Genomic DNA, 18,987 nt, shown 5'->3' on the forward strand with positions numbered 1-18,987 from the left:
TAATTGATGTCCTGTAACTGGTAATTCTACCACACTGCCAGCTGAACTCAGCAGTTTTCTGACCAGGGGTGATGAAGTGGTGTCGCAAAGTCTCCACCTGATTAATGTGTACCCGGGGTCTCCAGTACCTCACGTACCTTTGCGGCGAGACCTTTTTTGGTGAATGGCTTGTGAATAAACTGGACACCTTCATCAAGAACACCATGGTGGGCTATGACATTGGCTGTATAGCCCGACATAAAAAGAGTACGGAGGTTTGGTGTCTGAGCCCGCAGCCTGTCTGGGAGGGATTGGCCGTTCATCTCCGGCATGATAACGTCTGTGATGAGAAGATAATCGTAACCGCACTTATCGATATGCGCCAGCCATCCAGACGGCTCGGTTCGATCACCATGCCATCCCAAAGGCCAATGAGGCCATAGAATAGAATAGCCAGGAAATGGCAAACGCGTCCTATCAGCAGGTTTGATTCGAAATAGGCGTGTTTGAAGGTATTTTCGAGATCAATATCACACAAAGCGAGGTGCCGAGTTGTCAGGAATGGTGCCTGACCAGAGTCTTTGTGCTGAACCGGTAGGCTATTTCCGTATAATTGAAGATGGACTTCATTGGGAAATGTTAGTAAGTGGGCGATGATCTGCTAATGTGTCAGGAATTCGAGTAGTTCGGAGGCGGCAGCGGTTGGAGACTGCTTCCCTTGATCGAGGCGTTTTCGAAGTTTCGGTAGAATCTCGGCGATGTCTTTGCGGTTGAAAAACCATTCTCTGAGGCCTTCCTCGACCAGAAACGAAAGCCAGTCCTGCGCCTGGTTGCGACGTTTGTCTGCCAGTTCGCCGCATTCCGTAAGTGTCTTTCGATGTTCGTTGATGGTCTGCCAAATTGTATCGAGACCAGTTGCCTCAAGAGAACTGCAGGTCAGGACTGGCGGATTCCAGTTCGGGGAGCGCGGCATCAGGAGATGGAGTGCTGCCTGGTATTCCTTTTGGGCCAGCTGGGTGCGGGTAATATTATCTCCGTCAGATTTATTGATGACTATAGTGTCGGCCACTTCGAGGACACCTTTTTTGATTCCCTGGAGTTCATCTCCAGCCCCTGCGATCATCAGCACCATAAAAAAATCGACCATTGAGGCAACGGTGGTTTCGGATTGACCGACACCGACCGTTTCGATGATTATTACATCAAAACCAGCAGCTTCGCAGGCAAGCATGACTTCCCGCGTTTTTTTCGCAACACCGCCGAGGTTCCCGCCGGAAGGTGAGGGACGTATAAAGGCGTGTGGATCGACAGAAAGCTTTTCCATTCGAGTCTTATCACCAAGAATGGAGCCACCGCTTCGGGTACTGCTCGGGTCTATAGCGAGAACCGCCACCTTGTGGCCCATGGAAGTGAGCATGGTGCCAAATGATTCGATGAAGGTACTCTTGCCTGCTCCAGGAACCCCGGTAATACCAAGGCGTACACTCTTCCCTGTTTGTGGTAGGAGTCTGTCGATAATAGTTCGTGCTGCCTGTTGATGAGCAGGAAGTGTCGACTCGATCAGGGTAATGGTCCGGGCCAGCATCAGCCGATTCTGGTTGAGGATGCCGTTAATGTGTCCTTCGATATCGATTTGCATAATTAGAGGATGTTGCGGAAGTTTTTCAGGATATCAGTGAAATAGTTATTTCCCGTAAAATAAAAGAAAAAGGCATGTTAATCAACATGCCTTTTTCTCGGGTGAACCGTATCAGGGGGAGAAGCACTTATGCATATTTTTCCTCGATCAAATCCAGGGTCTTATTGGCTGAATCCGGGATAGGAGTACCTGGGCCGAATACAGCTTTGGTGCCCTTCTCATAGAGATATTCATAATCTCCAGGAGGAATAACGCCACCGGCTACGACGATGATGTCATCGCCGCCCAGTTTCTTCAGCTCCTCGATCAATTCAGGAACGAGTGCCTTGTGGCCGGCAGCAAGACTTGATGCGCCGACAACGTGAACATCGTTTTCAACGGCCATTTTGGCTGCTTCCTGCGGGGTCTGGAACATCGGGCTGATATCAACGTCGAAACCGAGATCGGCATAAGAGGAGGCGATAACTTTTATACCGCGGTCATGTCCGTCCTGGCCCATCTTGGTGACCAGCATTCTGGGTCGGCGACCCTGCTTGGCCAGGAAGTCGTCGGTACGTTTACGGATCGCTTCGATCACTTCTTTGTTCGCATCATTATACTCTGAGGCGTAGGCTCCGGAGATACAGCGGGTTGTTGCGGTAAAACGGTCAAATACTTTTTCCATGGCGTCGGAAATTTCTCCTACGGTTGCCCGGGCGCGAACGGCTGGAAGCGCAGCCTCCAGCAGGTTGCCACCGTTTTCAGCAGCTTTGGTGAGGTCGGCAAGTGCCTTCTCGACGGCTGCACTGTCACGGCTGGCCTTGATCTCTTTAAGGCGTGCTACCTGTTCGTCGCGAACGGTTGCCGGTACTTCACGTACCTCGAAGTCGATCTTTTCGTCAGCAAGTTTATACTTGTTGACACCGACGATAACATCGAGACCCTGGTCGATTCGGGCCTGCTTACGTGCGGCGGATTCCTCAACACGCATCTTCGGCATACCGGATTCGATGGCTTTGGCCATGCCGCCCAGTTCTTCAACCTCGTCGATTATCTTCTGAGCTTCTTCGACGATAGAGTTGGTGAGGGACTCTATATAATAAGAGCCGCCAAGCGGGTCAATAACTTTGGTGACCATGGATTCTTCCTGCACGATGATCTGGGTATTGCGGGCGATACGTGAGGAGAAATCTGTTGGCAGGCCGATTGCCTCGTCAAAAGAGTTGGTGTGAAGAGACTGGGTACCACCCAGAACTGCGGTCATCGCTTCAAGAGTGGTACGGATAACATTATTATACGGGTCCTGCTCGGTGAGGGACCAGCCTGAGGTCTGGCAATGGGTTCTCAGCATGGAGGATTTCGGGTTCTTCGGGTTGAACTCGCTCATCATGCGGTGCCACAGAAAGCGTGCGGCCCGTAACATAGCGATGTCCATGAAGAAGTTCATGCCGATGCCGAAAAAGAAGGACAGGCGCGGGGCAAATGCATCAACATCCATGCCTGATTTGAGAGCTGCCCTTACATATTCAAGGCCGTCAGCCAGGGTGAAGGCGGTCTGCAGAACACTGTTTGCACCAGCTTCCATCATATGGTACCCGCTGATGGAGATGGTGTTGTAGCGAGGCATATTGGTTGAGCAGAAGGCCATGATGTCTGAGATTATCCTCATGGATGGTCCCGGAGGATAGATGTAGGTGTTGCGGGTCAGGTATTCTTTTAAGATATCGTTCTGGATGGTGCCGGAAAGCTGCTCATGTTTGACACCTTGTTCCTCGGCGGCAACGATATAACCGGCCAGGATGGGTATAACCGCACCATTCATGGTCATGGAAACGGACATCTGGTCCAGCGGGATACCGTCGAACAGAATCTTCATATCTTCCACGGAATCGATGGCGACACCGGCTTTACCAATATCACCGGCTACGCGGGGATGGTCCGAATCGTATCCGCGATGAGTGGCGAGGTCGAATGCAACTGACAGGCCTTTCTGGCCTGCGGCGAGCGCTTTGCGATAAAAATCGTTGGATTCCTTGGCGGTTGAAAAACCGGCGTATTGGCGAATGGTCCAGGGGCGGCCGGCATACATGGTGGCCATGGGACCACGAACGTAAGGTGCAAGCCCCGGCAGGGTGTTGGTGGATTCCATTCCGTCAAGGTCTTCTGCCGTATAGAGTGGCTTAACGGTGATTCCCTCAGGAGTCTCCCAGTTCAGAGCGTCGGGAGATTTACCCTTTAGTAACTTTGTCGCTGCTTCTTCCCACTTGGCATAATCCTTGTGTTGTGACATGAGATGCTCCTTATCGATACCGGGAAAACCCGGATGCAATCTGTTTGCGGTCCGGCTAATATACCGGGTTTTTGTAGAAAAATTATAGAGACTGGCGGCGGACTCTACACCGCCAGGAGATGTTTGCAACTATTGTTTTTCTAGTCGCGCTGACAGAGTTCGACGAGAACACCGCCGGTGGCCTTGGGGTGCAGGAACGCAATTTTGGCACCACCCGCGCCGATGCGCGGTTTCTGGTCGATAAGCTGGATATCTTTCGCCTTGAGTTCCTCCAGAGCCTCTTCGATATTCTCTACACGAAAAGCTACATGTTGGAAGCCCTGGCCTTTCTTCTCGATAAACTTTGCTACCGGGCCATCAGGTGCGGTGGACTCAAGGAGTTCTACCTCGCTTTCGCCTACCGGGAAGAATGCAGTGGTTACTTTTTGTTCCTGAACTGTTTCAGCGCCCTCAAATTCAAGACCAAGGACCTCGGACCAGAAGGATTTTCCTGCGTCGATTGAATTGACAGCAATGCCCAGATGGTCGATTTTCAAGATTTTCATTGTACGCCTCCAAAAAGTTGATTCGGTTATTTCCCTTCAGGGTTTACCATGCCGCGCCACACCATTTCGAACATGTGATTTGCTTGTCCCGCAAGACTCTCCTGCTTGCCTCGTAATATCCACATAAAGAAGCTTCGCTGGACAAACCCCATAAGGAAATCAAGTAAAGTGCCTGCCCGTACATCGTTGTTGAGGACGCCTTCCTCTTGTCCTTCTCGAAGTACGGTTATTAGCAAGTCCATCATCCTCTTCTGTTCAAACGTCTCGTCCGCCATCCAGGTTTTCATGGGCAGGGTCATGAATACGATCCTGCCGAGACCCTCGTGGCGTTCGTAATAATCGAGCTGCAGCCAGAATACCTTGCGCAGCTTTTCTTTTAAGTCTTCTATGCCTTGAAGGTGATCGACGATTCTGTCGGTCAGTTTTCCCATCCAGATGTCCACAAAAGCAAAGACCAGGCGTTCCTTGGACTCGTAATGCTTGTAGATGGTGGTAAAGCTGACACCGGCCTTGTCGGCGATGTCACGGATACTCGCCTTGTGAAAATCGGAATGTGAGAAGACTTCAAGTACCGCTTTTTCTAACCGTGCATGTATTTCGGGGTTCAGATCGTCTGCCATTTTGGTACTTCCTTTTCTGTAATACGAGTATAATTACGGCTGCTTTCTCATCGTGAGTTATAAGGATTATCCACCGAACATCGACAGCAGTACTCCGGCGGACACTGCCGAGCCGATGACGCCAGCGACATTCGGACCCATGGCGTGCATAAGCAGGAAATTGGACGGCTCTTCCTGCTGGCCGACAACCTGCGAGACTCGTGCCGCCATGGGAACGGCTGAAACGCCAGCCGAACCGATGAGTGGATTAATCTCAACATCCAAGACCTTATTCATCAGCTTGGCAATCAGTACACCGGAAGCTGTACCTATGCCGAAAGCCACTATACCAAGTGCCAGGATCGCAAGTGTCTCGACCTGAAGAAATTGCTCAGCTGTGGCCGTTGCCCCTACAGTCACCCCTAGGAAAATGGTGATAATGTTTATAAGCGCATTTTTGGAAGTGTCTTCAAGCCGGGCGACAACGCCACACTCACGGAACAGGTTGCCGAGCATCAGCATACCTATAAGGGTGGCTGCCGGCGGAACAATGAGTGAGACGATGATAGTGACGATGATCGGGAAAAGAATTTTTTCCCGCTTGGAGACGTCGCGCAGCTGTTTCATCTTGATGGTCCGCTCTTTTTTTGTCGTCAGCCAGCGCATGATCGGCGGCTGGATGATGGGGACCAGTGCCATATAGGAGTAAGCCGCAATGGCGATTGCTCCAAGACGATGAGGTGCCAGTTTAGATGAGAGGAAGATAGCTGTTGGACCGTCAGCACCACCTATGATACCGATAGAAGCAGCTTCCTGGGCGGTGAACATGCCGGAAGCGATGGCACCGATAAAAGTGACAAAGATACCGAACTGTGCCGCTGCTCCAAGAAGCAGTGACTTCGGGTTGGCGATAAGCGGACCGAAATCGGTCATGGCACCAACACCTAAAAAGATCAGGGGTGGGAAAATGCCAAGATGATCACCCTGAAACAGATAATAAAGAAGGCCGCCCGGCTCAGTCGTGTGAATACCGTGTTCGGTTATCTCCATAACCGGGGGGGCCATGAGTCCGGCAAAGGGCAGATTTGTCAACAGCACGCCAAAAGCGATGGGAACCAGTAACAGTGGTTCAAAACCCTTGACTATGGCCAGGTACAAGAGAACGAAGGAGACGAGCAGCATGGTGATAGCACCAAACGTCAACCCGTAGAACCCTGTATTCTGGAGAAAGGTGAATATAGCATTGAGCATGGTGTCTCTCCTGTCGGTTAGCCGATCACCATTAGTGTCATACCGGCATTTACAGAGGCTCCCTTTTCAACTTCTATTGAGCTTACGATTCCGTCTATGGGAGACTTGATCTCGTTCTCCATCTTCATGGCTTCAAGGATGAGAACAGTGTCGCCGCGTTTAACGGTGTCGCCGACGCCGACTTTCACGTCGTTGATGGTTCCCGGCATTGCTGCGGCTATGGTTCCTTCACCGGCTGCAGGGGTTGGTGCGCTTGGCTTCGGGGCTGCGGCTCTAGGTGCAGACGGAGTCGGTTTTGCAGAAGGTGCTGCGGCCGGTTTAGCCACCGGTGCCGGGGCGCTGCCTGCATCTTCGGTGATCTCCTCAATACCGACCTCGTACTCATTTCCGCCCACTACCACTCTAAACATTCTCATATGCTGTTCCTCCCCTATGACCTAGGAATTATTGTTCATTTGTTCTGCTAACCCAACTCTATTCCAGGTGGGTGAATGGTCTTCCAGTTTCCTGATGTTGCGTATCACAATCTTAGAAGTGGTAGTTTGCAACTGTGTGGCCAGTGCCACTGTTATGGCTGCAATTAGCTCTTCTTCCTGCTGTTTTTGATCGGGTTCCTGCGCTGGCGCCGGTGCCGGAGCGGGTGATGGTTGCAGTGCCGCGGTATGGGTAGGTGCCAGTTTTTCGAACAGGCTGGTGACGATCTGCAGGATCACCAGGGCCAGAAAGGTAATGCCCATACCCAGGATGGTTGTTATCAGTCCCGCCAGCAGACGCTGGGTGAGTGAGAGGGTTCCGATAACTTCCGGGTCTGAGAATTTTGCAAGCAGTTCAACTGTATCCATAGTGGCTCTCCTTGCTTACAGGGGCATGTTGCCATGTTTTTTGGGAGGACGTTTTTCCCGTTTTCCTTCCAGCATATTAAATGCATCAATGATGCGCTGGCGTGAAGCGGCTGGTTCGATAACGTCGTCAACAAACCCTCTCTCAGCGGCCTTGTAAGGTGTTGCGAATTCGGCCCGATAGTCGTTGAGCAGTTGCTGATGGGTCTTTTCCTTATCTTCGGCCTCTTTGATCTCGTTTCTGAAGATAATGTTGACAGCTCCATCGGGTCCCATAACCGCAATTTCGGCTGATGGCCAGGCAAAAACCATGTCTGCACCAAGCGATTTGGAGCACATGGCAACGTATGCACCGCCGTAGGCTTTTCTGGTGATGAGTGTTACCTTCGGCACCGTTGCCTCACTGTACGCGTAGAGGATCTTGGCGCCGTGGCGGATGATGCCGCCATGTTCCTGGTCGGTGCCCGGGAGAAAGCCCGGTACATCAACAACCGTGAGCAGGGGGACATTATAGGCGTTACAGGTTCGAATGAACCTGGCTGCCTTGTCTCCGGCGTTCATATCGAGGCAACCGGCCATCATCGCAGGCTGGTTGGCGATGATACCGACAGATTTGCCGTTGATGCGGGCATATCCTGTAACGATATTTTTGGCAAAGTAAGGTTGGTATTCAAAGAATTCGTTGTCATCCACAATTGGTCGGATCACATCCATGATGTCGTAGGGCTTATTTGGATTATCCGGAATAACCGTTTCCAACTCAGGGATCTGCCTGTTCAAATCGTCACTGAGCTCAAAAACAGGTGCCTTCTCCATATTGTTGGAAGGCAGGTAGCTGAGCAGTTTGCGAATTGAGTCTATACAGTCCTGATCCGTATTAGAGATATAGTGGACGTTGCCGCTGATGGAGTTGTGGGTCATGGCACCGCCAAGCTCCTCAGCACTGACGATTTCTCCGGTCACGGTCTTAATTACCTGGGGGCCGGTGATGAACATTTGGGCCGTTTTATCGACCATGAAGATGAAATCGGTGAGGGCCGGTGAATAAACCGCACCACCGGCGCATGGACCCATGATTGCGGAAATTTGCGGTATAACACCGGAGTAGATGGCGTTTCTGAAAAAGAGATCGCCATAGCCGGAGAGGGCATCCACCGCTTCCTGAATACGTGCGCCGCCCGAGTCGTTGAGGCCGACGATGGGGGCACCAACTTTTATGGCAGCATCCATCGCTTTTACAACCTTGGTGGCATGCATTTCGCCAAGCGCGCCACCTGTTACGGTGAAGTCTTGGGAAAAGGCGTAGACGAGGCGCCCGTCGACCATGCCGTAGCCGGTCACGACCGATTCACCTTCAAACTCCATTTTGTCCATACCGAAGTTGGTGCACCTGTTCCGGACGAATGCGTCGAGTTCTATAAAGGTTCCGTCATCAAAGAGGTATTCCAGACGTTCACGGGCTGTCATCTTGCCCTTGGCGTGTTGTTTTTCAATCCTCTTTGCGCCGCCGCCGAGGGCAAGAGCCTTTTTCTTCTCCCTCAGTAATTCGATTTTCTCAGAAGGCATGTTTAAAACTCCCTATTGGTTGAGCACTGTTTGCCCTGTTCCATCAAGGGGGGTGATGGTGCAGGCATGAAGTGGTGACCGGTCCCTTCGTTCATAGGGGTCCTTTACCGGGAAATGGTGCATGTTTGTATGCTTGGTGATGACCGCTGAAGGGGTGAGAGCCTTCATTTGCGGACAGTACGTTTGTTTTGCTACTATGGCTTGCCGGCAAAAATCCTTCTGTAATGTTAGGGCCAAAGAGGTGAAGACCGGCATGAATATGACTGTGGTAAGGGGTGATGAGGTGTTTAACGGTGTTACAGGCATTCCATCAAACATATTTATATCGAGTTGGTTTGATAATAATAGTGATGGCAATTTAGGCATATAAAAACACCTCTTATGTTTCTGGTCTGAGCTGAGTCCGGCTTGTTGGTCGTTTGTGTTTTATTTCGTTTATCTTTGTAAGTTATTGAAAGAAAATAGTAAAAATATAACTTCTATAAAGTGTGACTAAGTGTATAAGAACAATGTTACTCTTTGCGTATCTGGATGTAAATCTTTTTTTTCTTGTTAATGAAAAAAATTTATATCAGAAGTTGGGAGAAGGTGTTACTCTTGAGGAAGGTTGAAGCAGGATCTTATCGTATGGGTATTGAAAAGTGGTGTATATTCCGATGTAGCTGTTTTTTACTGCCTGTCGATCTGTGGGTGGAGTGTAGCAAAGAAACTGAGTGGAAAGTAGTGATGGGGAGGTAGGTAACGGCTTTATTCTCATAGGGGGTTCCTGAATCGAATTCTTGTTCATGGTCGCCTTAAGCCAACAGGAACAGTATTGATGAAAAAAACTGGTTTTGTATATGATGACAAGTATCTGGAGCATGTGACCGGAGACTGGCATCCCGAAAGTGCAGAAAGATTGCGGGCTATTATCAAGGGACTGACCGAGTCCGGCCTGCTGGAAAAACTTATTTCCATTGAAGCCACACCGGCTAATCAGCGCTGGATTGAGGCGGTTCACCATATTCGTTATATCATGCGTTTCAGGGAAGCGTGTGAATTGGGCATGCCCGATTTTGACCACAACGAGAATGCCATCTGTCGTGCATCGTATGATGCAGCCCTGTATGCTGCCGGCGGGGTGATTAATGCCATTGATAAGGTCATGGAAGGTGAGGTGGATACCGCATTTTGCGCGGTACGTCCCCCGGGACATCATGCCGAAGTCGATAAAGCGATGGGGTTCTGTTACTTCAATAACGTAGCAGTGGGAGCGAGATACCTGCAGCGGCAGTGGAATCTCGAACGAGTGGCGATTCTCGATTTTGATGTTCATCACGGTAACGGCACCGAACATATCTTTGAGGCAGATCCCACTGTTTTCTATTATTCCATCCATGAGCACCCTTCCTTTGCCTATCCCGGTACTGGCCGTGATTTCGATAAAGGGGTCGGCGAAGGGGTCGGTTACACCCTGAACTCCCCGATTCTTCCAGGCAGAAGTGATATGGACTACCGTCGGCCACTCACCGAGGATCTCGTTCCTGCGCTCAAGAAATTCAAACCGCAGTTTATCCTTCTTTCTGCCGGCTTCGATGCCCATGTGGATGATTTGATGTCCGGAGTGAACCTGACGACCAACGGTTATGACTTTATCTCGGAGGCGGTTATGAATATCGCTAACGCCATGACCGACGGAAAAATTGTATCGGTCCTTGAGGGCGGGTATAATCTCGAGATACTTCCGTTGCTGGTCGAAAACCATATAAAGCATTTGGCCGGTCTTCGTGGTGTTTAACAGACCTTTATATAAACGGAGAATGGAGGATAGATATGTTCGTCGGTGAAAGAATGTCAACAGACCTTATTACCGCACCACCTGAAATGAAGATCGCAGAGGCCCGGGAGATTATGGTTACCCACGATATCCGCCATTTACCCGTCATAGATGACGAGGGGAAGCTGATGGGGATTGTCTCCGACAGGGATATACGGGATGCAATGCCCTCTACGCTGCTGCAGAAACCCGATTACGAGATTACCCTGGGCAAGATCATGGATTTCCCGATCAGTGATATCATGACGACCGATCCCAGGGTGGCGTATGTCTATTATACCATCCAGGATACACTACTGATGATGCGGCAGAAAAAAGTGGGTGCGCTGCCGGTTGTTGACGAGGATAGATACCTCAAGGGCATCCTGTCGGTGCGGGACCTGCTCCGCGCCTTTGTCGAGGTCATGGGTATTGATGAACCTGGAGCATTACTCTGTATATTGGCAGACGATGAGCAGGGACAGATGAAAAAGATAATCGATATTATCACGGAAGAAAAGATTTCGCTTGGAAGCGTACTCGTTTCAAAGACATTTGATCATAAAAAGAAGGCGATATTTCCTTATGTCCTGACCAATAACGTGATCAACATCAAGAAGCGGCTGGTGGCTGAAGGTTTCCAAATGCTTGATCCTATGCAGTGGTATTTTGATCAACTACCACATAAAAAATAATAATTACGAAAGTATATAATGTTGCTGGCGAGGCTGGAGAATCAACTGATCCCCCGGCCTCGCTCTATTCGAAAGGGTTGTTTTCCCGGCACTTCTATCATAAAAAGCGTTTCTGTTTTGATTCTGTCAATATGGAAAGTCAGTTAAATTGTTACAGATTCCTTGCATCCTTTTATATCCTGCCTTACTTTTGAGTGGTATTTTTCATGAGAAAGAGAATACAAATTCGATATTGTTAGCTCGGATTTTACAGCAGTTCAGGTGGGCCGAATGGACTGCAACCCAAGGGGCGTCGCTTCAGGGCACCTTGGGTGAACAGCGTGTGTGATTTGGCAACAGACACTGGAATAGCAGATGCCAGGCAATGAGTGGATTACATCCCAATCGACATACTGTTTATGAGAAATTTGGGTTAGCCGTGATATAACCATCACCAGCGGAGAATATAATGACCAGGAAAGTACACTATTCCGATCTTGGATTGCAGAATACCAGGGCCATGTTTGAAAAAGCCATGGCTGAAAAATATGCAGTCCCTGCCTATAATTTCAACAATCTTGAACAACTGCAGGCTATTGTCGGCGGTTGTGTAGAAACAAGATCACCTCTTATTCTTCAGGTCTCGGGCAGTGCCAGGAAATATATCGGCACCTCTTTCCTGCCTCACATGGCCGCCGGGGCGAGGGCGATGGCGGATGATCTTGGTTCCGTCATTCCAATAGCTCTCCACCTGGACCATGGAAATTCGCTTGAGCTGGCAAAAGAATGCATCAATTCAGGTTTTTCATCTGTGATGATTGATGCGTCCCACCACAGTTTTGAAGAGAACGCAGAACTCTCCAAACAGGTAGTGGAATATGCACACGATCATGATGTAACTGTCGAAGCTGAACTTGGTGTACTGGCGGGTATTGAAGATGAGGTCGTCGCCGAGAAAAGCACCTATACCCAACCTGAAGAAGTAGAGCGGTTTTTGGAGCTTACCGGGGTGGACAGCCTTGCCATTTCCATCGGTACCTCGCATGGTGCATATAAGTTTAAGCTGAAACCTGGTGAGGAGCCACCTCCTCTTCGTTTTGATATATTGGAAGAGGTTGAAAAACGGGTCCCTGGATTGCCGATCGTGCTTCATGGTGCAAGTTCAGTATTAGCAGAGCATGTCGCCATGATAAACAAATATGGTGGTAATATGGATAATACTGCCGGGATTCCCGAGGAGCAGCTTCGACGGGCGGCTGCCTCGGCAGTCTGCAAAGTGAATATTGACAGCGACGGAAGGCTGGCAATGACGGCGACCATCCGCAAGGTATTTTCAGAGAATCCCGCAGAGTTTGATCCTCGTAAATATTTAGGGCCGGCAAGAGAGGAACTCATAAATATGATTGTCCATAAAAATAATGAGGTACTGGGCAGCGGTGGGCGGTATTAATATCTGTGAGGATGAATATTCCTGAGGTCGAGTTTCCGCGCCTGTTGATTACTCTCCTGTCAGATCCGGCTGATGGTTTCACTGCAAGCGGCCGGAGAACCGCAAAGTTTGCAGTCTTTCCATGAAGAAGGAGAGGGGGCAGAGGGGGCTGGGAGTTGCAGGAATGTCCGAAAAAAGATACTTGAGAAGGTGAGGAAGTCAGACCAATGAATACCGATGCTACATTAATGAATCCGAAGGATTTCGAGATAAAGAAACTCGGACCATCTACCTTTGCTTCACCAATGGAAGGCGGTTGTTTTACCGAGGATAAAGACGCGGTTCTGTTCCATACCCAGTATCGTGAAATAGAACCATATATAGAACAACAGGTAATTCCACCCGCTTTTGAGATGGCAGGACCGAGGCAATCCATTTTTTTTGATCCGGATATGTTGACGTGCGGTATTGTTACCTGCGGCGGTTTGTGTCCGGGTCTCAATGATGTCATTCGGGCCATTGTCCTCTGCCTGCATCACCATTACGGGGTAAAGAAGATTTTTGGTTTCCGGTATGGCTATGAGGGGTTGAATCCCGCCTATTACCATACTCCCATGGAGCTGAAACCGTCTATTGTCGATGATATTCATCAAAAGGGAGGGAGCCTGCTGGGAAGTTCACGCGGTCCCCAGGATCCCAAAGTGATGGTAGACACCCTGGTCCAGCTTGGTGTCGGAATTCTTTTTGCGATTGGCGGTGACGGAACGTTACGTGGTGCGGAAGCAATTACCCGTGAGATAGAAAAAAGGGGGCTCAATATTAGCATCATCTCTATTCCTAAAACTATTGACAATGATATCTGTAATGTAGATATGAGTTTTGGTTATGAGACGGCTGTGGCCGAGTCGAGACGCTCTACAAAAACCGCCCACGTTGAGGCAGTTGGGGCCCGTAACGGTGTGGGGCTTGTTAAATTGATGGGGAGGGAGTCCGGTTTTATTGCGGCAGCCGCCACACTTGCCAATAATGATGTGAATTTCTGTCTGATTCCTGAGGTTGACTTCTCCATGGAATCCTTGTTGAAGGCACTGGAGAAACGACTGTGCCAGCGGGGACATGCCGTCATCGTAGTTGGGGAAGGTGCCGGGCAGAGTCTCTTTGACGACAGCCGGGGACAAGACGCTTCTGGGAATAGAAAACTTGGTGATATCGGACAGTTGCTTAGGTCGGCAATCAAAGATTACTTTGCTTCACGATCCATGGATATCACCTTGAAGTATATAGACCCCAGTTATATGATTCGTTCAACCCCGGCCTCTGCGATGGACTCTGCTTTTTGCCTTCAGCTCGGGATGCATGCGGTGCATGCGGGGGTGACAGGTCGTACCAATATGTTGGTTGGCCACTGGAATAACCAGTTTACCCATGTGCCCATTCCCATGGTGGTTCACTCCAGGAGAAAAGTTGATCCGAAAGGGAAACTGTGGGCAAGCGTACTTGCCTCGACAGGCCAGCCGATAGACCTGACATGAGGAAGGCTGCCTCGAATTTGAACGAATATTCCGATTATTCAAGGTATTCATTAATCGTTTCCCTGTCTGTCAGACATAGACAGGGAAACGGCTGCATAGCGCGGCAACGTCTTGCCGGACCAGATTGAGTACGTATTGATCTTCCGGATAGCTCAGTACCCGATCAACAAGATTGATAACTTCCGTTACCTCAGGCTCCAACATGTTGCGGGTAGCTATTGCGGCTGTGCCAATGCGCAGACCGCTGACCCTGCCAGGGTGGTCGGCATCTCCCGGCACCACGTTCCGGTTTAATACCAGACCGGTATATTCCAATTGCCTTTCAGCGACTGACCCACTGATCTCTTTATCTGTCAGGTCGATCAGCAGTTGGTGGTTTTCCGTGCCGCCGGTCACTAATTTATAGCCTTTTTGTGTAAGTAGTGTGGCCATGAGTGCTGCATGATCGAGTGTTCGTTGCTGTATTGTCCTGAACTCTTCGCTTTCTGCAAGTTTGCAAATGAGTGCCTTGGCAGCGATCAGATTTACACCGCTTGTGCCCTGACAACCCGGAAACACGGCATGGTTCACTTTTTTGCCAAATTGTTCCCTGGCAAGGATAATACCCCCACGACCTCCCATCATGGTCTTGTATGTGGTAAAGGTGACAAAATCCGCATAGGGTACCGGGCTGGGAATAACCTTAGCTGCTACCAGCCCGGCCAGATGGGCCATGTCGACCATGAAGAAGGCAGAGTGTTCCCCAGCTATGGTGGAAATCCTTTCATAATCGATCAGCCGGGGGTAAGAGCTGGCTCCGGCCACGATCATTTTAGGTTTAATTTTTGCGGTTAATTCCTCGATCCGGTCGTAATCGATCAGCTCTGTTTTGGGATCTAAGGTGTAGTGTGAGAAGGAAAAACATTTACTGGTCATCGATGCCTGATGCCCGTGCGAGAGATGGCCGCCGTGGGGGAGACTCATCGACAGGATTGAATCCCCCGGCTCCAATACGCTGAAATAAACGGCCAGGTTGGCAGATGTGCCGCTGTGCGGTTGAACGTTGGCGAATTCCGCCCCAAATAGCTGCTTTGCCCGCATAATTGCCAGCTGTTCTATTTCATCCACACAGGCGCAGCCACCGTGAAACCGGTTGCCTGGATAGCCTTCGATGGCCTTGGTGTTCAGGATGGAACCGACTACCTCCATGATCGATTTCGGTGCATGGTTTTCGGCGGCAATCAGGTTAATCGTCTGCTCCATCCGTTGTTCCTCTTTGGTAACCAGATGGGCGAGTTCGGGATCGTCCTTGAACAGGTTTTTCAAGATATCCTCCGTTTTGCTGTGATCAGGGCTGACAGGTGCGTGGCGTGTAGACAATGATATTAAAACTATATTTTTGAAAATGAAAGTTGTAACTGTTCATTGCATCTCTAAAACCGGTGCCTAATCTATATAAGGCAAGCAGACTGCAAGGTGTATAGTTGCATGGTAAAATGTTATAAAATAAGGACTATTAGGAGCACACTCTGTTTGTGTTACAAGGATACAATGATATGGTAAAGACTCAATATCCATCGGGTATTACCCTGCTGGATGGCGGAATGGGGCGAGAAATGTTGCGGATGGGAGCACCGTTTCGGCAGCCGGAATGGTCGGCTCTTTCACTGATGGAGGCTCCAGCCCTGGTCAGAAAGGCCCACGAATCATTCGCTGCGGCGGGAAGTGATATCCTTACCACCAGCAATTATGCCGTTGTTCCTTTCCATATAGGCGAAGAACGATTTTGGGACGAAGGCGCACAACTGACGGCTCTTTCCGGTCGACTCGCCCGAGAAGCTGCATTACCCTACGGCTGCCGGGTAGCAGGCTCATTACCTCCGCTTTTCGGATCGTACAGACCGGACCTTTTCAGTCCAGAAGGTGCCCCGGATTTGCTGAAGGTAATTATCGATGCGCTCAGCCCGCATGTTGATCTCTGGCTGGCAGAGACCATGAGCTCTATCAGCGAAGCACAAACTGTTGCTCAGGCATTGTCCGGTGACGATCGTCCTTTCTGGCTTTCATATACACTTCTGGATGGCGAGGAAGCAAAAGACCGAATGGCATGTCTTCGTTCTGGAGAAACAGTGATTGAGGGGGTAAATGCTGCAATTGAATCAGGGGTGTCGGCCATCCTGTTTAATTGCAGTCAACCAGAAGTTATGTCACCGGCCATCAAGGTAGCACGTGAGGAAATCGACCGCCTTCATGTCGATCTGCCGATCGGGGTGTATGCGAATGCCTTTCCGGCCCAGCAAAAAGACGCACAGGCTAATTCGACTTTACATGAGAGCCGCCAGGACCTCGATCCGCCAGGATATCTGGATTTTGTCGACAACTGGTGCCGTCTTGGGGCGACAATAATTGGAGGCTGCTGCGGTATTGGACCGGAACATATCGCTGCCCTGCATAAGAGGTTGAAAACAGCTTAAAGGGTATTGTTTCATGAGACGTTACTATTTGTAAATACGTCGTATTTCGTGCCTGACACTTTTCCACCATGCTTATTACCATCTTCACTCTTGGCGCAACATGGCACGCACTGTTATATAACCTGGTTGTTTGAGCAGTAAATTACATCATCCCTTAGATCAAAAGAGAGTATATGACACGCCGAATAAGAAGAAACCTGCGCCGCTCGAAATGTGCGCAGACTGACTCTGAGACCATTTTGATGAAGGCCTCTCTCGCTCAAAAGGAAGGGCGGTTGGCTGAGGCGGAAAAAGGGTATCGTGAAGTATTGAAAACAACGCCGGATTGGGGGCAGGTTCTGAATGCTCTCGGCACTGTTTACCTGGACAAGGGCCAGCCGGATAAGGCAAAGCAGACCTTCACCAAGGCAGCAGCTTTGAAACCGCTCAATGTTGCTGCCTGCTATAACCTGGCTATGCTGCAACAGCGGGAAAATGACCACCTGGGTGCCATTATCCTCTACAAGACAATACTGGAAGCGCAGCCGGACTTTGGTCAAGCATGGAATAATCTTGGAGTCGCTTATCGGGAGACGATGAAGCCGGATGAGGCTTTATCCTGTTTTCAAAAGGCGGTGGAGTTTGCTCCTGAAATGGCCGAAGCGTGGAATAATATGGGGGTGGCGCAGGATGAATTCAATAAGGTTGAGGATGCTGCAATATGCTACAGGCGGGCAATTGAGCTGCGACCGGAATATACTTCAGCCCACTTCAACCTGGGGATGTCTCTGCAAAAGCTTAAACAATTTGAAGAAGCAGAGCAACACTACAACAGGGTGCTGAAAACCAAACCGGATGATGAGGCAGCACAATTTATGCTTCAAAGTCTCGGCACGATGTCTGCAACACCTGATGCCGCGCCGGCAGAGCATGTACGCAGGATATTTGACCAGTGTGCCGGGACATTCGAAAAGATCCTGGTCCAGGATCTTGAGTACAGGACTCCCGAGCTTCTCTTTGATCTGGTTTCCCCGCATTTAACTGAAGAGATGAATATCCTGGATCTCGGCTGCGGAACAGGCCTGGGCGCTCAGCTCTATCGTCCGTTTGCGAAAAGACTTACAGGTGTTGATGTCTCACCCAAAATGGTTGCAAAGGCTGAGGCGAAGAATATTTACGACTCCCTTGAAGTCTTTGATGTGCTCCAGGATTGGAATTTTCCGGAACAGTTTGGACTTATTTACAGCTCTGATGTTTTTGTCTACTTCGGGAACCTCAAGCCAATCCTGCATTCTATGTCATCCACTCTTACAGACTGCGGAATAATTGCTTTTTCTGTTGAATACCTGGAAGATAGTAGCGACAATTATCGTCTCTTCCCGACAGGCCGTTATGCACATTCAGACCATTATATTTATGACTGTCTTGAAAAAAATGGCTTTGAATTGTTGACGAAGACGGAGTCTGACATCAGAAAACAATCGGGGAATAAGGTTAGAGGGTTGTTGTTTGTTGCCCAAAAAAGATAAGTACGGATAATCGTCTCGTCTCGTCTCGTTGTGCAAGTTTTCACTGTGAGGGCGGGTACATATCTGCCACTGTTATCCTGGTTCGTGCTGAGTCTTAGTATGAAAGCTCAGTAATTATTGGTGTATTATTTCGGGAAAAAATCTCACGATATACTATCTCAGGGATCACATCGGTTAGTTGATTTTTCGTTGACAGACCTTGTGTGTTGCGCTATTGGTTGGGCCAATTCGCGGAGGAAGTTGATGACTGGTAAAAGACATTCTGAGATAGTTTCCCAAATTGAAGAGTTAATCAGAAACGGGCAATTGAAAACCTGTGAACGATTGCCCGCTGAACGAGTACTGGCTGGCAAATTCAAGGTGTCCAGGAATACGATTAGGGAAGCAATAAAGGCCTTGGCAGAAAATGGTGTAGTCATAAGTCGACGAGGGGCAGGAACCTTTATCGCGGAAGGTGCTTTGGCACATATGATAGCCGGCTCAGCAAGAAAACAGAAGCGTCTCAACGACATTTTTGAAGTACGAAAGATTCTTGAGCCTCAAATGGCAGCCCTGGCAGCAGGGAGGATTACCGGCAATCAAGTAGTTGAGCTTGAACAGGTACTGGATAAACAGACAGAAGCTTTGCCAATTAGCCCAGGTAACATCGAACTCGATGAAAGGTTCCATCGTCTGATTGTGGAAGCTACTGACAACCAGGCTTTAATGAATCTGTATGAAACACTACATGACATTCTTGCAGAGAGTAGGGTGAGAGAATTGCAGAGCAATAAGCGATACCAGGCATCCCTGCAAAGTCATCACCAAATTCTCGCAGCTTTAAAGGCAAATTCTGCCCGACAAGCAGAGGATAGCATGCGTGCTCATATGGACCAGGTAGAAAAAAACTTGCAATAAAACAGGAGTTGT

At 49.5% G+C, this 18,987-nt stretch carries 18 protein-coding genes; 7 read left to right on the plus strand and 11 right to left on the minus strand.

Annotated elements, in window-relative coordinates; all coding sequences use genetic code 11:
* Nucleotides 1–101 precede the first annotated feature (101 nt).
* The 10 genes from GA520_RS06485 to GA520_RS06530 all read right to left on the minus strand — a co-directional run bounded on the left by GA520_RS06485 (nt 102) and on the right by GA520_RS06530 (nt 9,053).
* The gene (locus tag GA520_RS06485) at nt 102–446 is read right to left on the minus strand and encodes a response regulator (RefSeq protein WP_240910191.1); all 345 of its coding nucleotides are present in this window, start codon (nt 444–446) and stop codon (nt 102–104) included.
* Between the two features lie 194 nt (nt 447–640).
* A complete protein-coding gene (meaB, locus tag GA520_RS06490; protein ID WP_163339012.1) occupies nt 641–1,618 on the minus strand; it encodes a methylmalonyl Co-A mutase-associated GTPase MeaB in 978 nt (325 codons plus the stop codon).
* A gap of 127 nt (nt 1,619–1,745) precedes the next feature.
* On the minus strand, nt 1,746–3,887 hold the full coding sequence (scpA, locus tag GA520_RS06495; protein WP_163339011.1) for a methylmalonyl-CoA mutase: 2,142 nt from the start codon (nt 3,885–3,887) through the stop codon (nt 1,746–1,748).
* 140 nt (nt 3,888–4,027) lie between these two features.
* Nucleotides 4,028–4,432 (minus strand): methylmalonyl-CoA epimerase, encoded by a 405-nt coding sequence (mce, locus tag GA520_RS06500; protein ID WP_163339010.1) that lies wholly within the window; start codon nt 4,430–4,432, stop codon nt 4,028–4,030.
* Between the two features lie 26 nt (nt 4,433–4,458).
* Nucleotides 4,459–5,052 (minus strand): TetR/AcrR family transcriptional regulator, encoded by a 594-nt coding sequence (locus GA520_RS06505; RefSeq protein ID WP_163339009.1) that lies wholly within the window; start codon nt 5,050–5,052, stop codon nt 4,459–4,461.
* A 66-nt stretch (nt 5,053–5,118) separates the two neighbouring features.
* Nucleotides 5,119–6,282 carry a sodium ion-translocating decarboxylase subunit beta gene (locus GA520_RS06510; RefSeq protein ID WP_163339008.1) on the minus strand — a complete coding sequence of 388 codons (1,164 nt, stop codon included), beginning with the start codon at nt 6,280–6,282 and terminating at the stop codon, nt 5,119–5,121.
* A gap of 17 nt (nt 6,283–6,299) precedes the next feature.
* Entirely contained in the window at nt 6,300–6,698 is a 399-nt protein-coding gene (locus tag GA520_RS06515) for a biotin/lipoyl-containing protein (RefSeq protein ID WP_163339007.1), read from the minus strand.
* 21 nt (nt 6,699–6,719) lie between these two features.
* Nucleotides 6,720–7,124, minus strand: coding sequence for an OadG family protein (locus tag GA520_RS06520; RefSeq protein ID WP_163339006.1), 405 nt, complete (start codon nt 7,122–7,124; stop codon nt 6,720–6,722).
* A gap of 15 nt (nt 7,125–7,139) precedes the next feature.
* Complete coding sequence (locus tag GA520_RS06525) at nt 7,140–8,687, minus strand: carboxyl transferase domain-containing protein (RefSeq protein WP_163339005.1); 1,548 nt, start codon at nt 8,685–8,687, stop codon at nt 7,140–7,142.
* A 12-nt stretch (nt 8,688–8,699) separates the two neighbouring features.
* Complete coding sequence (locus tag GA520_RS06530) at nt 8,700–9,053, minus strand: hypothetical protein (RefSeq protein ID WP_163339004.1); 354 nt, start codon at nt 9,051–9,053, stop codon at nt 8,700–8,702.
* Nucleotides 9,054–9,504: 451 nt separating this feature from the next.
* On the opposite strand from GA520_RS06530, the gene GA520_RS06535 reads away from it, so the two are divergent.
* From GA520_RS06535 to GA520_RS06550, 4 genes are all read left to right on the plus strand, one after another.
* On the plus strand, nt 9,505–10,464 hold the full coding sequence (locus tag GA520_RS06535) for a histone deacetylase (RefSeq protein WP_163339003.1): 960 nt from the start codon (nt 9,505–9,507) through the stop codon (nt 10,462–10,464).
* Nucleotides 10,465–10,499: 35 nt separating this feature from the next.
* Nucleotides 10,500–11,177, plus strand: coding sequence for a CBS domain-containing protein (locus GA520_RS06540; protein WP_163339002.1), 678 nt, complete (start codon nt 10,500–10,502; stop codon nt 11,175–11,177).
* 448 nt (nt 11,178–11,625) lie between these two features.
* The gene (locus GA520_RS06545; protein ID WP_163339001.1) at nt 11,626–12,606 is read left to right on the plus strand and encodes a class II fructose-bisphosphate aldolase; all 981 of its coding nucleotides are present in this window, start codon (nt 11,626–11,628) and stop codon (nt 12,604–12,606) included.
* Between the two features lie 206 nt (nt 12,607–12,812).
* The gene (locus GA520_RS06550; RefSeq protein ID WP_240910189.1) at nt 12,813–14,117 is read left to right on the plus strand and encodes an ATP-dependent 6-phosphofructokinase; all 1,305 of its coding nucleotides are present in this window, start codon (nt 12,813–12,815) and stop codon (nt 14,115–14,117) included.
* Nucleotides 14,118–14,186: 69 nt separating this feature from the next.
* Here GA520_RS06550 and glyA read toward each other — a convergent pair whose 3' ends face one another.
* Nucleotides 14,187–15,422, minus strand: a complete 1,236-nt coding sequence (glyA, locus tag GA520_RS06555; protein ID WP_163339000.1) for a serine hydroxymethyltransferase — start codon at nt 15,420–15,422, stop codon at nt 14,187–14,189.
* Nucleotides 15,423–15,652: 230 nt separating this feature from the next.
* On the opposite strand from glyA, the gene GA520_RS06560 reads away from it, so the two are divergent.
* The 3 genes from GA520_RS06560 (at nt 15,653) to GA520_RS06570 (ending at nt 18,975) form a co-directional block, all read left to right on the plus strand.
* On the plus strand, nt 15,653–16,570 hold the full coding sequence (locus GA520_RS06560) for a homocysteine S-methyltransferase family protein (RefSeq protein ID WP_163338999.1): 918 nt from the start codon (nt 15,653–15,655) through the stop codon (nt 16,568–16,570).
* 173 nt (nt 16,571–16,743) lie between these two features.
* On the plus strand, nt 16,744–18,078 hold the full coding sequence (locus GA520_RS06565) for a tetratricopeptide repeat protein (RefSeq protein WP_163338998.1): 1,335 nt from the start codon (nt 16,744–16,746) through the stop codon (nt 18,076–18,078).
* Between the two features lie 243 nt (nt 18,079–18,321).
* Nucleotides 18,322–18,975, plus strand: coding sequence for a FadR/GntR family transcriptional regulator (locus GA520_RS06570; RefSeq protein WP_163338997.1), 654 nt, complete (start codon nt 18,322–18,324; stop codon nt 18,973–18,975).
* Nucleotides 18,976–18,987 lie beyond the last annotated feature (12 nt).

It is taken from the genome of Desulfopila sp. IMCC35008 (assembly GCF_010646885.2).
In the GTDB taxonomy this organism is placed as follows: domain Bacteria; phylum Desulfobacterota; class Desulfobulbia; order Desulfobulbales; family Desulfocapsaceae; genus Desulfopila.

Excerpts from the sequence above, each read along its gene's own strand:
- meaB (WP_163339012.1), bottom strand. The coding sequence starts at position 1,618 with ATGCAAATCGATATCGAAGGACACATTAACGGCATCCTCAACCAGAAT.
- scpA (WP_163339011.1), bottom strand. The coding sequence starts at position 3,887 with ATGTCACAACACAAGGATTATGCCAAGTGGGAAGAAGCAGCGACAAAG.
- mce (WP_163339010.1), bottom strand. The coding sequence starts at position 4,432 with ATGAAAATCTTGAAAATCGACCATCTGGGCATTGCTGTCAATTCAATC.
- GA520_RS06505 (WP_163339009.1), bottom strand. The coding sequence starts at position 5,052 with ATGGCAGACGATCTGAACCCCGAAATACATGCACGGTTAGAAAAAGCG.
- GA520_RS06510 (WP_163339008.1), bottom strand. The coding sequence starts at position 6,282 with ATGCTCAATGCTATATTCACCTTTCTCCAGAATACAGGGTTCTACGGG.
- GA520_RS06515 (WP_163339007.1), bottom strand. The coding sequence starts at position 6,698 with ATGAGAATGTTTAGAGTGGTAGTGGGCGGAAATGAGTACGAGGTCGGT.
- GA520_RS06520 (WP_163339006.1), bottom strand. The coding sequence starts at position 7,124 with ATGGATACAGTTGAACTGCTTGCAAAATTCTCAGACCCGGAAGTTATC.
- GA520_RS06525 (WP_163339005.1), bottom strand. The coding sequence starts at position 8,687 with ATGCCTTCTGAGAAAATCGAATTACTGAGGGAGAAGAAAAAGGCTCTT.
- GA520_RS06530 (WP_163339004.1), bottom strand. The coding sequence starts at position 9,053 with ATGCCTAAATTGCCATCACTATTATTATCAAACCAACTCGATATAAAT.
- GA520_RS06535 (WP_163339003.1), top strand. The coding sequence starts at position 9,505 with ATGAAAAAAACTGGTTTTGTATATGATGACAAGTATCTGGAGCATGTG.
- GA520_RS06540 (WP_163339002.1), top strand. The coding sequence starts at position 10,500 with ATGTTCGTCGGTGAAAGAATGTCAACAGACCTTATTACCGCACCACCT.
- GA520_RS06545 (WP_163339001.1), top strand. The coding sequence starts at position 11,626 with ATGACCAGGAAAGTACACTATTCCGATCTTGGATTGCAGAATACCAGG.
- GA520_RS06550 (WP_240910189.1), top strand. The coding sequence starts at position 12,813 with ATGAATACCGATGCTACATTAATGAATCCGAAGGATTTCGAGATAAAG.
- GA520_RS06560 (WP_163338999.1), top strand. The coding sequence starts at position 15,653 with ATGGTAAAGACTCAATATCCATCGGGTATTACCCTGCTGGATGGCGGA.
- GA520_RS06565 (WP_163338998.1), top strand. The coding sequence starts at position 16,744 with ATGACACGCCGAATAAGAAGAAACCTGCGCCGCTCGAAATGTGCGCAG.
- GA520_RS06570 (WP_163338997.1), top strand. The coding sequence starts at position 18,322 with ATGACTGGTAAAAGACATTCTGAGATAGTTTCCCAAATTGAAGAGTTA.